Below are 14,084 nucleotides of genomic sequence, written 5' to 3' on the forward strand. Positions count from 1 at the left end.
TGGCTAAACGATTCCCCCTACGCATGCGGCAGGGGGAATCGCTTACATCGCTTTAGCGCGCAGGGTATCGCCGCTGCGAATAAAATTGCCGGCGCCCAGATGATGAATAGTATGTAATTGCGGATCTGCGTCGGCAAAGTTCCAGCGGCCCCCCTGAAACACGCGTTCGTCTGCGGCGGCGGCAACCACCTCACCAAAACACGTATCGTATTTCTGTTGGGCACCACGTTCAGGTAACAGGCGACACTCCAACCACGCCACACACCCCTGCTCTATCAAGGGAACGTTCAGCGTAGCGCTGGGGAAGCTGGCAATATTAAAGCGAGAAAACTTGTCTTCTACGTCTTGCCCCGAGATGCTGCCCACCGCATAGGTCGTGTCGATAAACACAGCCGCCGGGATGCAGATGCCAAATACGCCACTCTCTTCGATCATCTGTCGGGAATGCGCATTTTTATCGACCACGATAGCAATCCGTGGCGGGGTAAATTCAACCGGCATCGACCAGGCAGCCGCCATCACATTACGCCGCGCAGCATCCTGGCTTCTGCTGGTAATCAACACCGTCGGGCCATGGTTAAGCAAGCGGCTGGCATGTTCCAGTGCAACGGGACGAAAATGATTCATGGGAGGCCCTTATTGATGTCTTTGGGTAATCAAACAGAAGGTAGTAACGGAGACTGTCTGTGTTTTGCAGTGTAGATCTGCGTTGCCGTGGGGATCAATCACGTTGGCGGCACAGAAGCACGGAATGTGTGCCTGTAATAAGCCTGATGTTGCAGAAGCCTTGAGGTTTGACGAGGAAATATTGCGCCAGCATCCACTGGCGCAATAGGGTAAAACTAGTTTTTTGGCAGTTGAATGCGCACGACGCTTTCTGGTTTGCCGGCCTTGGTACTGGCACCGTCATTTTTCACGCTCACAAACAACACGTTGTTGCGGGTATCGAGCGCCAGGCTGTTCGGATGCGGTGGCAATTCTACCGTCTGCAGCCGCTTAAGAGTCTTGGAATCAAACACCGTCAACGTACCTACCCCGTGCTCGACGCGTACCCCTTTGCGGTTGGTGACATACACCCGTTGATTGTTCTCATCCAGCAGCAGACCAATCGGCACCTCATCGGTCAGTTCGCTGGCCAAGACCTTGCCGCTGTCCGCGTCCAACGCAAAGACCCGGTGCCCGCTACTGCGCTTCACGTAGTCGTGCCCCAGATGCGTATTACGGTAATTGTCGCGATCGATCCCCTGATCCACACCCAGCAGACGGTTGTTCTTACCGTCATACACCAGGTTCAGCAATTGATCCGCCTGGATCTCTTTGGTGGACGTGATTGCCAGCGTATCGGCATTCAGCGTGATCAACTGCCCCTGCATATTGGAGACAAAGACGCGCCGCCCTTTCTCATCAAGCGTAATGCCTACCGCGTTATAGCCAAAACCGGGGATCATTTTCTCCAGTTTTTTGTTGCGGGTATCTACCACAAACAGCACGCTGTCCACCCCGAAACCCAGTCCAGGTAAGAAAAGACGGCCAGTCTGCGCGTCGTACTTCATTTCACGGATCCGGTACTGGTAGTCTTCCGTGATCTTGAAACGCTTAAGTTCCTCAAGTAAGAATTCCAGCCGTTTACCGCTGATGCCTGCGTCTTTATACGTCTTCTCAAGCATCGACTTTTCGGTCACCAGGATACTGCCCACCGCACGATTGGTGGTGGTATCCACCACACCGACCGAACCGTTAAACCCCTGGGTCAGATACAACCGGTGACCGGCATCATCCAGCGCCACGCCGAAGCCTTTCACCTGCAAAGGGATCTCCGCCTGCACCGCCAGCGTGGTCGGATCTAAACGCAACACGCGGGATTTTGCCTCTTCTTTCCAGTCTGGTGCACTGACAAACAGCGACTGCTGGCTCGGGCTATAAGCCATCTCCACCAGCGCCGACGACAACGGCTGGCGCTTGATATCCTCAGGTTTGATCCCTGTGTCACGGGCCTGTGCCGCACCGGCCACCACCAACGACGTTGCGATCAACAGCGACAGTAAAGCGCGAGGTGTTCCTATTGTTCCAGACATCCATTTATCTCCATGAAAGTAATAAAGTCAGTTAGGGTGAACAACGTCATTGCTGCGGTGCCGGTGGCAGGTCCGCAAGCGGCATATTCCCACCGTCCTGCTGGGAAAAATGCGCGAACACGTGCTGAATGGTCCCGGCGATCAGTCCCGCCTGTTGCGCGGTGTAGTGATCGGTCCGATAGGTCATCATCACGCGCAGGGATTTCACGCCGTCGAGGTTCTCTTCCATCACTTCAAACTGCAAACCGAGCAGTGATTCGGTTTTCTCCGGCTCAATCTGGCGATACGCTACCGTGCTGCCGTCTTGCAGGGTGAATGCCCCATTGAGCTTGATGCGGCTGTGGATCTGGATGAACACTTCAAACATGTGATTCTTGCGATCGGCATGCGCGCCAAATAGCCCCTCTTCCACCAGGTCAATCGGAATATCGGTGTAGGGCATCGAGCCATTGATGGTATTTTTGACCTGATCGATCAGGCCAGCCACCGTGAGTTGCTCGGCGAAGCGCACCCGGTGTACCACCACGGTAGTGAAGTAGCCAATGGTGTCGAAGTACTCAGCGTCGTTGCGCCCGGAAGTCGAGGTGCCCACCAGCAGATCTGCCGGACCACCGAGAAGACGCAAAGCCGAGGTGATACCGGCATAGACCACGTTGAACAGCGAGGCATTGTTCTTTCTGGCCTGTGCATACAAGCCGTCTGCCACCGCCGGGTCGACGTCGAACTCCAACCATCCTCCGTTGACATCGGCCTCTGCCGGTACTGCTGGATGGTGGGAAGGCTCCTGTTGGAACAGCGGCTGCCCCACTGGCGCATCCCGCAGGTTATCGAGCCAGTAATCCAGGTGTTGCTGTGCGACGCCGCCCGCCTGCTGCTGCCGGGCAAAGGCATAAAACTGCGGCACGTCGTTCGTCCACTGTGGCTTCTGCCCGGCAACGCGGTAGCGATAAGCGATACCCAGTTCGTCCATCATCAGGTTCAGCGACCATTCATCCAGCACGACATGGTGGAACAGCAACGACAACCATTGCTGGCCGGTGGCCGCGTCACGCAGGAAGGTGGCACGCAGCGGCAGCTCGGTGGCGAGGTTGAAGCGGTGGTCGCCAGCATTGGCCAGCAATTCACTGCCGTTACCGGCCGGTGTTTCATGAGAGAAGCGGAACCAGGCATAGTCGAGCAATTCAGCCGCAGGCACCACTTGCTGGCATACCTCACCGTCACGCGTGATAAACAGCGAACGCAATACGCTGTGCCGTGTCATCACGTCGATAAATGCCTGGCGCAACGCCGTTTCGTCTACCGGGTCAAGGAAGCTGATGGCAAATGGCAGGTTGAAGATCTCGTCATGACCGAACGCCTCATACACTTTCCACAGGGAGTGCTGTGCCAGCGACAAGGGTGCCTGGACGGTGTCGCCCTGCTGTTGCATGACGCCTTCCTGGGCTGCCGGCGCTACAGCGGCCTGACGTTTGGCATAGACTGACAGCCCGCGGGCAGTGGCATGGCTGAACAGATCGTTAATATTGAGCTCTATGCGATGCAAGCTGAGCAAACGGCCGATCACTCGAGTAGCCACCAACGAATGCCCGCCGCGATCGAAGAAATCCTCATCAAGGGTCATCTCTGGCGCAACCAGGGCATCGCGGAACTCCGCCAAGATCAGTTGTGCAATAGCGTCGTTTTCTTGCCCATCATTTACGGGCAAAGCGTGCTCAACCACGGCTAACGGCGGCTCAATGGCAGGAAGCCGCGCCGTCGTGATCGTCCGCCCCGCAAGGAAAGCGACAAACTGTTCCAACAGGAACGGGGCCGCGTGCGGAGTTAAACGAGGATCCGCGCTCAGCTCAAGCACCACCGAATCCGGATCGGGCAGGCTCAGCGCCAGCACCAATTCAAAAGGCGTATGCAGAGGCGGCAACAGCAGACGTTCAGCATTGACGCCGTCAAGTTGCAGAGCCACTGACGGGTCCGCCAACCAGGTCACCAACAGTTGAGCCAACTGCGGATTAGGGGCCTCCGGCGTGTGCTGCGCCAGCAGTCGGCTTTCCAATTCGGGATCGGCAGACTGTAGCGTCAGGCGTTTCAACCGGGCAGCGCTCATCCACGCGTCCACGCCGTTTGCCTGTTGTGCATCGTCCTGTGGTACACAGAGTTGTACCGGTAATCCGCCGGACTGGGCTGAGATAAAGCAGCCAAAACGCGTCGCGATCGCCGCCAACAACGTTGCCGGGTTATCAGCAACAGGCAGGATTTTACGCGCAACACGGGCCGCTATACGTACCCCGGCCAGTGCCAGAACGTCATCCTGCACAACCGACGTACGATAGTCCCGCAATGTCGCCGCCTGTCGCGCCCACGGCAGCACGAGATCGGTCACTTCCGGCAGTGGCGCAACCGGTGGCACCCCCTCAAAACCTTGCGCAGGGTCATTCCCGTTATACAGTGCCGATAACGTCTTCAATAACTGTCGGCATGACAACGTTTCCGCCAAAATATCGTGCGCCACAACGCCCAATACCACGCCGCTACCGGTGAAAACCCAAAAGCGTACCGGCGCTTCACGTGCCAATTCGAGAGGGGTGGCCTGTGCCTGCAGCAAACGGCTAACCGCCTGTTGCTCATTCGCCACAGACTGAATGTTTACCGGATTGAGCGCCGTATTACCGCGCAGCTTGCGTAAGCCTTGTTCGTCATCAAAGTCATAGCGAACATCCAGTTCCGGCATCAAGCGGCTCAGGGCTTCCAGCGCACTGACTAATCTGCCGATATCCGGTTCACCACCTAACCGCCAGGCCATTGCCTGCTGGCTCCCACCATCACCCCGCTGCTGGTGCATGAACCATGCCAGCTCTTCCGCTTCGCTCAGCGACTGAACGGCATCTGCCGCACGCTCGCCCAGTGCCTCGAACGCCAGATCCAGACGCTGGGCCTCATCATCGCTGAGAATATTGTCAAAATAACCGCTCACTGCTCTATCTCCTTGCGCCCGGTCAGCCCGGAACATCGGGGAAACGCTGGTCATTAAAAGGGGCGTTGATACGCCCCTTGCGCAGACTGGCTGTTACCGCATCAGAATGTCAGTTCAAGTGCCGCACCCACCATGCGTGGACGCTGCTGGGTTGCCGTATACACGTCATTGCCACTGACCATCACACGACGCTCTGAATCAAACAGGTTCTGTGCATACAGGGTGGCGCGACCATAGGCGAAGGTGTACGCCAGTTGGGTATTTGCCGACCAGTAAGAACCGATATGTCCGCGAGAGTCATTGTCATACTGCGAGTAGTAGGAATCAGAGAATGCGACGTTGCCGCTCAGTTCCAACCCGGCCATCAATTGGTACTTGGCGCCCATATTGGCGGTATAGGCTGGCGCACGCGCCAGTTCGTGCCCATCTACACCGCTGCCCGAGAACTTCTTGATCTTGGTTTTCAGCAGGCCAACGTTGGTAAACAGTTCGAAGTCCCAGCGCGGTTGCCAGGTCGCCCCCATTTCTGCCCCGTAGGTTTCCACCTTGTCGGCGTTGCGGATCACCGATGAGTTCGGCCCCAGGGAATACGGCAGTTGCATGTCCTTGTAGTCGTTGTAGAAGATGTTGCTGGTCAGAATGACATTGGCGTCTTTCAGGTGGTGACGGGTGTACAGCTCATAGTTCCAGACATATTCAGAACCATAGGTGTAGTTGACCACCGGCGTGCCAATGGTGATGCCCGCGCCACCGGCGTTATAGCCACGCGCTACCTTGGCGCCGTAGGTCTGGGTGTCTGTCGGCTTCCAGGCCAGATCGAGCTTCGGCAGGAACACGTCATAGGTTTCGTCGAAGTCGATACGCACGGCCTTGCTGCCGCCGGTACGCTGACGGTGCTCACGCTCCAGACGGCTGGCGGCTGTCAGGTCTACCTCAGGTGTAATGGCGTAGGTCAGTTCGGCAAAGGCGGAATGGGTGTCGGTTTTATCCTTGAAGGTGGAACCACCGAAAATATTGACGAACTCATCCTGCTTAGCGTGGAAATAACGCAGCCCCGCCAACCCATGCAAACGGCTGCCCGGCCCACCAAAGCGCGCCACCGGCTCCACGTGCACCTCTTTGCCGCCGATATCAGCGTATGGCAAGGCATAAGCGGTAGGACGGTTGATGTTAAAATCAGTGTAGATCACCCGGTTTTCGAGCGTCAGGCTGTCGGATTGCTCCCAGGCCAGATCCCAAACGCCGCTGTTGGTGTTGCTTTTAAACACCGCGCGGCGCGGATCGTGACGCAGGCTGGTCGGGTGCACCAGCGGATTGAGACTCTCGTTCTGTGGTGAGGTGCTGCCAAAATGGTTAAAGGTCAGCTTGGTGGTCAACTCGCGCATACCTGCCGGGTTGAACAACAGTTTGGCGCGAGCCGTCGTGGCTTCAACCTCGCGCGGATCGCCCACGGGTGCATAGGCGGGCAGGTCGACATCACTGCGGCGGCGCTGGCGATCGACGCTGACGCGGAACGCCAGTTGATCTTCCACCAGCGGGCCAGAGACCATGGCAGACAGCTGTGAAGAATGCTGATTACCCGCCCCACCTTTGAAGGCGCTTTCCCAGTCAAACGTCGGATCTTTACTGGCCATCACGATGGCGCCGGCAATGGCGTTACGCCCCTGAATATAGCTTTGCGGGCCAAGGAACACTTCGACGCGATCCAGATCCCACAGCGACTGCGGGCCGTATGCCTGCTCGTTATAGGTGAGAGAACGGCCATCCAGTGACAGGTTGAGGCGCGGACGGGTACCGCTGAGGAAGGCATTGGCGCCGGTGTTTGGACCAGAACCGTCGATACCACGCACGGTGGGGAGATCGTTACCGATGCCGACATCCATTACGTTGGCCGTCATGCGCAGCAAATCGGGGACCTGCAACGCATTGGGCATGGAAGATATCCGCTCGCTGTCGAAGACTTGCACGCTGGAGCCGGTATCAAAAATGCTGCGTTTAATTTTTTCACCGGTTACCAGCAGGCTCTCTGAGTCCTGCCAGTTGTCCTTACGTTTGCTGTCTGCGGCTTCCTGAACCTTTTCGTCCACTGCGGCGGCGTTAACGCTCCCTACAGATAAAGAACAAAGACCCAGAAAGAGTGAGGAAAATGCCCCAATGGCCTGTAAGCCTGCTTTTTCCTTGTTTCCTACGATTTTATGCCTTTGAGCCGCTGAATGCTTGCTCATAGATGTATTCTCCTTTCATCCCAGATGCACAAAAATTTACTTGTTTTCACATAGGTAACGACGCTGATTCTCACACTAACAATGGCATTACGGCCTTCCTGACCTTGCTATTGCATATCCCTGCCGCAGACGACCGCCCCACCCCAGACACACAGCGGGCGAGAGCAGTTTTTTTGTCTGGAAACGTAAAGAAATGTTAATAATGATAATATTTTACATATTTTAATGCAAATCATTATCACTTAAGAAAATAACCGTGCAGATAAAAAGCCACAACGCACAGAAATAAAACCGAAGTTACCCGTAACGATAAAAACCAATAATTTCATTTAAAATGAATACAAAACATAACTATATTGGAATTAACAATTTCACCCATCGAGCAAAAACCGGTATTAACCGTATTATTTACATGCGTTATTGAAACAAATAAAAATAGTAATAATTTTCATTCCCATTAACATTGACATATATTCTTACAGTCTCTCAATACTGATGGAAACCCGATGAAAGCGTTGACCACGATGCAGGCTGCCTACTGGGTTGGCAGGCAATCTGAAGCGCCGCTGGGGGGCGTATCTGCCCACCTGTATGCGGAATTTAACTGCAGTGACCTGGACGTCGAACGACTGAGACAGGCCGTTACCGCTCTTTACCTGCATCACCCCATGTTGCGCCTGCGCGTGACGGCGGATGGCCAGCAGACAATCGATGCCAGTGGTCCTCAACATCGCCTGCATCTGGACGATTTTAGCCACGCCGATGCTCCTGATGTTGCCAACCGGCTAGCCCATAAACGCCAAACGAAAAGCAGCCAAAAATTGCCGCTGGAACAGGGTATCCCCTGCGATATCAGCCTTAGCCTGCTGCCCGGTGGTCACAGCAGACTGCATGTGGATCTGGACATGATTGCCGGTGATGCGATGGGTTTTCGTGTATTGATGGAGGATCTGGCGCGTTTTTATCATCAATGCCCAACAGCACCCGATGACAGCAGTATTCCCTATTTTGATTACCTGGACCGTCACCGTGCCGACACAGCGCTACAGGCATGCCGCGCCCGTGCGCAAGCCTGGTGGCGTGAACGTCTGACTCAGTTACCGCCCGCACCGCATCTGTTGCGCACGCCGGATCGCTGCCGTAGCGATCGGCTGGCGCTGCAACTGAGCGCAAGAGAAACCCAAGCGCTGGAAGAGGCCGCCAAGGCACACCACGTCACGCTGTCATCACTGTTTCTGGCGCTGTTTGCCGTGACCGTCGGCCATGGCTGGAACCTGTCACGCTTCCGGTTGAATGTGCCGCTGTTCCACCGGGAAGCAGAAAACGTCGATAACATCATTGGCGATTTTTCTAATCTGGTGCTTCTCGGCATCACGCTGAATCCGACGGAAAACCTGTCAACGTTCAGCCGCCGCCTGATGGACCAACTGGCGGAACTGATCGCGAACGCCGACTACCCCGGCGTCAGCGTGATGCGCGACCTGTCGCGCCTGCAAGGCAGCATGCAACCTTCGCCGGTGGTGTTTACCGCCGGTTTTGGCATCCAGGGTAAAGCGCTGTTTTCTGATGATGTCACCCGCACCTTTGGTCCGCTGGAATGGGTGATTTCCCAGGGCCCGCAGGTTGCGCTTGATGCCCAGGTCGCGCACGCCAACGGCGGCATTCTGATCAACTGGGATGTGCGTCAGGACGCTTTCCCGGATCGGCTGCTGCCGCAGTTGTTCGCTACCTACGGTGCCTTGTTAAAACGGGCCGCCAACCAGCCAGACAGTTTCAACCAGCCGTTGGCGCAGTGGCTGTCACAATGTTCCGCGCAGGCATTGGGCCGCCAGGCGCCGGTACGCCAACTGTTACACCGGCTGTTAGCGCGCGTCGCGCCGGACACCCAGCTGGGTGATGACGACGACATCAACACCCTGCAGCTACCGCAGGATGGCCTGCTGGCCTTACTGGCCGTGCTTAACAAATATCTGTCGGTGGCGCTGACCCCAGAAGATGTGGCGGCTCACCCTACCCCAACGGCACTTGCCGCCCTGATCTGTGAACGGGCCCCCAATGCCGCTGAAGGTGTGCACATGCTGCTAAAGGTGCTGGCACCCAAAGCTTGATATCGGTTCCGGGTGCGTGGCCTCACGCGCCCTGTTTTCTTTTTCGTTGGTTAGCGACAATAGGGAAATACCATGGAGACACCATTAAGCACGCTGCAGCAGGCTTACCTGCTCGGGCGCAGCGAACAATGGCCGCTAGGCGGCGTGGCAATGCACGACTTTCGCGAATATCGCGGTCTGCAGTTGGACGTGGCGCGGTTGGAAAACCGACTGAGTGAACTGGTGCTGCACTATCCGGCGCTGCGCACCTGTATCGATCCTCACCGTTTCACCCAGCATGTACGACAGGAAGCCACGCTGAACCTGGATCGTCACGATCTGCGTGAGTTCGATCATGAGGTTGCACAACAACGGCTGGCAGCCCTGCGCGATCAATACTCGCACCAGCGGCACGATCCTACGCAGCCTTTGTGGCGTATCGCCGTCATTCAATTGCCGGAGATGCAGGACGCCCATCACGACAGCGTGGTTTTCACCAGCTTCGACGCGCTGATCCTCGACGGCCAGGGCATTTCCACCGTGATTGCTCGGTTATTTGACGACACCCCGCTGCGGCCCGTCGCCCCCCCGGCACCACCCGCCGCCGCCAGCGCAGAACAGCGTCAGACGGATGCGGCCTATTGGCAGGCCAAGTTGCAGAACGTCACCACGCCGTCGGCGCTACCCTGGCGTACTCCGCTGGCTAATATCAAGTCTTCACGCTACCGCCGCGCCACGTTGACGCTGCCACGCGAAACGTTAAAACAGTTCTCACGCCTGGGCTCTGCCCACGCATTGCTGCGCAACAGCAGCCTGTCGGCACTGATCCTCGATACGCTGGCGCAGTGGACCACCGACGGCGAGCTGTGCGTCGGCGTCCCCGTCGCCTTTCCCGCTGCGGACGGCGCACTCAGCAACGCCTCTACCTTCGTGGCGGTGCGCTATGCGCGTCAGGGTGGCACCTTTGTCAGCCGCGCGCAGGCATTGCAAGACGACGTATTAGGTGCGCTCGATCACCTGACATTTTCCGGTGTTGATTTGGCGCGACAGTTGCTGAACCACAGCCAGGGATCGCCTGCGCTGCCGGTGATCCTCACCAATTGCTTAGGTTGGGAGACGCTGCCAACCAATGCCCCCGTGCGCTACCATGACGGCGTGACGCAGACACCGCAGGTGGCGATCGATATTCGGCTGACGCAGGACGCCGACAAGAATCTGCTGCTGTGCGTCGACTATGCCGAACAGGCACTGGACGGTGAGCAGGTACAGGCGATGCTGAGTGCGCTGCAACGCCGGATAACGTTAATGTGCCGGGACGGCGATTTGGAGATCGCCCCAGCGCAATTTATCGATTATCAGCACTATCGCCATAACCACAGCGAGACGGCATTTACCGCCTATCCATACCTGGCGCAGTTGGCTGACCGGCTGTTTAACGATCCACAGCCGCGACCGGCCTTGATCTGCGATCAACAGAGCCTGACATACCCAGAACTTGGCCGGCAAGTCGGCAGCGTAATGGCCAATCTGCAACGGCGTGGCCTGAAACCTGGCAGCGTGCTGGCCTTGTATCTGGCACGCAGCCCAGAGCATGTGACGATCTCCCTCGCCTGTGCACTGCTGGGTATTATTTGGGTGCCGATCGACATCAACTCCCCCCCTGAGCGCACCGCTTATCTGCTGAGCAACTGTCGGCCGGATCTGGTGGTACACCAGGGTGAGCTGGAAACGGAGCACGGGATAACGCCAGAGGAACTGCTGGCCCCCACGGCAGACGCAGCCAAGCTACCGGACAGCCAGGCGCTGGCCGATCGCAGCGTCAGCACCGAGGCCAGTTATTACCTGTATACCTCCGGCACGACCGGCAAACCAAAATGCGTGGTGCTCAACAACCGCGCAACGGCCAACGTCATCGGCCAAACCCTGCAACGCTGGGCGGTTACCGCTGATGACGTGATGATCTCAGTCACGCCGCCGCACCACGATATGTCGATGTTTGATCTGTTCGGTTCGCTCAGCGCCGGGGCGACGCTGGTACTACCGGCACCGCATCAGGAAAAAGACGCCATCAGTTGGAACCAGTTGGTAGAGCGCCATCGCGTTAGCCTGTGGTGTTCGGTGCCCGCCATTTTGGAAATGCTGCTCACCTGCAAAACAGACGACAGCCTGCGCTCACTGCGCTTGGTGGCCCAAGGCGGTGATTACATCAAACCGGCAACGGTGCAGCTGTTACGTGGTTTGCGCCCCGACATCAGCCTGTTCTCACTCGGTGGCCCGACCGAAACCACCATCTGGAGCATCTGGCACCCGATTGCGGAACAGGATACCGGCACCGTGCCTTATGGCCAGCCGTTGCCGGCCAACCAATACTTTATCTGCCATGACGACGGCACCCATTGCCCGGCAGGGGTGGTTGGACGTATTCATACGGCGGGGGTTAATCTGGCATTGGGCTATCTGGAAGACGGCGCTCTAAAACAACATGACTTTGTCACCCTGGACGGCCCCGACGGGCAACCGCAGCGAGCCTTCCGCACCGGCGATCAGGGTTACTATCGTGCAGACGGCAATATTCTGTTCGCCAGCCGGGTGAACGGTTATGTGAAAATCCGTGGCGTGCGCGTCTCATTACCGGAGATTGAAGACGTGCTGCGCGGGCATGAGGCCATTCTCGATATCGTGGTCGTGGATTACCCAGGCGGCGACAATGCCGAAGCCACGCTGGGGGCGATGTACCTTACCCATGACGGCAAACCGCTGTCGCTAGCGGCCATCCGCGCCTTTTCCACCGGCTATCTGCCTTGCACCCATATTCCAACGCGCTTTATCCACGCCGAAACGCTGCCGCTTTCCGGCAACGGTAAAACAGACCGTCACCGCATCCGGGCGGCGTTCAGCGCTGAGCGTGCAGCACCAGGGCTAAACGCCTGCGCAGCACCGTTGCCACATGCACCCGCGGCAAACAGCGGCAAGATTTTGGCTATCTATTTGCAGGCCATCGGTGCAACGCCGCGCCCTGAGTGGGGGGAAGAAACGGCCTTTATCAGCATGGGGCTGAAGCTGCCACATATCCGGCAAGTGGCTACCCAGCTCAATGATGCCTTTGGCACCCGGCTCCCCCCCACGCTGCTCATTCCTTGTAAAAATGCGCGGGAGGTCGCAGCGCTGCTGGCGCGTTAACACCGTTTAAACGTCGTGGCGCAGCATGCTGCGCCCGCTCACAAAGGCAAATTGGGTCGAACGTCTTCGACCCCTACCGGTTGCGCTATTACGCCGGGTTATTCCCCCTCAGGCGGGCACCGCCATCAGTTCACCCACCGCGGTCTCCAACGCCTCTTCCCGCAATGCTCGCAGTAAAAAATCCTGCAGGGCGTTACCGTAGTCAGCAACCCCAATGCCAGGGAACTGCTGCACGTAGATATCAATATCCAGATGTAAATCGTCGGCATCGGTGCGCCCGCGGAAGGTCAGATTAGCGCCGTCACCCGAGCCACCCGCCAATACCTTGCGTGTGCTGTTGCACCCGCTGAAACCCGCAGGATCAAACGGCTGAACGTTGATAAACGGGGAAATAAACAGACGCGAAGCCGGCGTCACGCCACGATCGGCGGCGATCTGCCGCAGGCGATAACCGGCGTGGCTGCGTAGCTCACGCAGCGTCTGCGCCAGGTTGGAAAGAAAATGCCCGAGAGTCTCTTCCACGCGCAGCGACACCAAAAACGGCAGTGTATTGACCGCCAGTGCCGGCGTACTGGTCGCCTTGCTACTACGACGGTTCATTACCGGCATCCACATGGTGCGCGTATCGCCCTTATCGTGCGGTAGCGGCGGTAAGGTAAAGAACAGCCAGGCGGCGGACAGTGCCAGCAGCAAATCGGGCCAGCCGATGCCGCTACGTTCCGATAACCCACGCAGCCGCTGTGAGATCTCGCCCGGCAGCGCCGTGCTGGTGCTCAGACATTTCACGCCATATTCCCTGCCGCCTTTGCGTACCGTGGGTAACGTCTGTGACGGCGGTAAATAACGCTGCCAAAAAAGACGATCCTTAGTGCAGCGTTCAGACGTGGCATAGGCCAGCTCATGACGTTGGAAGGTGTCGAACGCCCCCAATGCTTGCCCTGCCGCACCCTTGCCAAGGAAGTGCGCATACAGCGCGGCGCAGCGGTGTTCGATCAGCGCCATGCCGAATCCATCGATGACGATATGGTGCGCACGAACGAACCAGATAAAGCGTGACGGCCCCAGTTTGATTAACCACATTGCCGCCAGCGGCCGGTTGCACAGATCCATAGGTTGCCCAATATCCGCCTGGATCAAGCGCATCGCGGATAGGTAGGGATCGGGTTGCTCTTGCAGGTCGATACAATTCAACGCCGGTGCCCAGGAAGGATCATAACGCTGCTGCGGCGGACGGTCGCCAATACCCGCATTAAAGCGCAGTGCGAATGCCTGCGTTTCGGCAAGCGTGAGGGTAATCGCCCGGCACAGCGCTATCTCGTCTACCGCTCCGCGTAATTCAGTGGCGTGGGCGACGGTGGAAAACGGCTGCCCGGGATGCAAAGTAAACTCTTCCCAGAAGTCTAACTGAGCCGGTGTCAGCGGCAGCCATTCTGTAGCCAAAACAGTTTCCGACATGTTACCTACCTTTGATAAGCCATAAACAAATGTTGAAACAACGGAAGCCAAAACCCCGCCGCCGCAGATTGCGTCTAATAACGGCCAATACGGG

General features: G+C 57.4%; 7 protein-coding genes. 2 read left to right on the plus strand and 5 right to left on the minus strand.

The genetic code is table 11. The features are described from left to right. Positions 1-42 precede the first annotated feature (42 nt). The 4 genes from JOE25_RS15890 to JOE25_RS15905 all read right to left on the minus strand — a co-directional run bounded on the left by JOE25_RS15890 (position 43) and on the right by JOE25_RS15905 (position 7,268). A complete protein-coding gene (locus JOE25_RS15890) occupies positions 43-627 on the minus strand; it encodes a flavin reductase family protein (RefSeq protein ID WP_209636720.1) in 585 nt (194 codons plus the stop codon). 215 nt (positions 628-842) lie between these two features. After that, on the minus strand, positions 843-2,075 hold the full coding sequence (locus JOE25_RS15895; protein WP_209636722.1) for a hypothetical protein: 1,233 nt from the start codon (positions 2,073-2,075) through the stop codon (positions 843-845). Positions 2,076-2,121: 46 nt separating this feature from the next. After that, positions 2,122-5,043: a condensation domain-containing protein gene (locus JOE25_RS15900; protein ID WP_209636724.1), complete on the minus strand. Its 2,922-nt coding sequence runs from the start codon at positions 5,041-5,043 to the stop codon at positions 2,122-2,124. Positions 5,044-5,144: 101 nt separating this feature from the next. Then, positions 5,145-7,268: a TonB-dependent receptor gene (locus JOE25_RS15905; RefSeq protein ID WP_209636727.1), complete on the minus strand. Its 2,124-nt coding sequence runs from the start codon at positions 7,266-7,268 to the stop codon at positions 5,145-5,147. 506 nt (positions 7,269-7,774) lie between these two features. On the opposite strand from JOE25_RS15905, the gene JOE25_RS15910 reads away from it, so the two are divergent. After that, positions 7,775-9,376 carry a condensation domain-containing protein gene (locus tag JOE25_RS15910; RefSeq protein WP_209636729.1) on the plus strand — a complete coding sequence of 534 codons (1,602 nt, stop codon included), beginning with the start codon at positions 7,775-7,777 and terminating at the stop codon, positions 9,374-9,376. 72 nt (positions 9,377-9,448) lie between these two features. Next, positions 9,449-12,535, plus strand: coding sequence for an amino acid adenylation domain-containing protein (locus JOE25_RS15915; protein ID WP_209636731.1), 3,087 nt, complete (start codon positions 9,449-9,451; stop codon positions 12,533-12,535). A 108-nt stretch (positions 12,536-12,643) separates the two neighbouring features. Here JOE25_RS15915 and JOE25_RS15920 read toward each other — a convergent pair whose 3' ends face one another. Then, the gene (locus JOE25_RS15920) at positions 12,644-13,990 is read right to left on the minus strand and encodes a condensation domain-containing protein (protein ID WP_209636733.1); all 1,347 of its coding nucleotides are present in this window, start codon (positions 13,988-13,990) and stop codon (positions 12,644-12,646) included. Positions 13,991-14,084 lie beyond the last annotated feature (94 nt).

Origin of the sequence: Serratia sp. PL17, from assembly GCF_017832355.1 — a bacterium.
Classification (GTDB): Bacteria; Pseudomonadota; Gammaproteobacteria; order Enterobacterales; family Enterobacteriaceae; genus Serratia.

Bases quoted from the DNA above. Each gene is read 5' to 3' on its own strand.
- JOE25_RS15890 (WP_209636720.1), bottom strand. From the start codon at position 627: ATGAATCATTTTCGTCCCGTTGCACTGGAACATGCCAGCCGCTTGCTT.
- JOE25_RS15915 (WP_209636731.1), top strand. From the start codon at position 9,449: ATGGAGACACCATTAAGCACGCTGCAGCAGGCTTACCTGCTCGGGCGC.
- JOE25_RS15905 (WP_209636727.1), bottom strand. From the start codon at position 7,268: ATGAGCAAGCATTCAGCGGCTCAAAGGCATAAAATCGTAGGAAACAAG.
- JOE25_RS15910 (WP_209636729.1), top strand. From the start codon at position 7,775: ATGAAAGCGTTGACCACGATGCAGGCTGCCTACTGGGTTGGCAGGCAA.
- JOE25_RS15895 (WP_209636722.1), bottom strand. From the start codon at position 2,075: ATGTCTGGAACAATAGGAACACCTCGCGCTTTACTGTCGCTGTTGATC.
- JOE25_RS15920 (WP_209636733.1), bottom strand. From the start codon at position 13,990: ATGTCGGAAACTGTTTTGGCTACAGAATGGCTGCCGCTGACACCGGCT.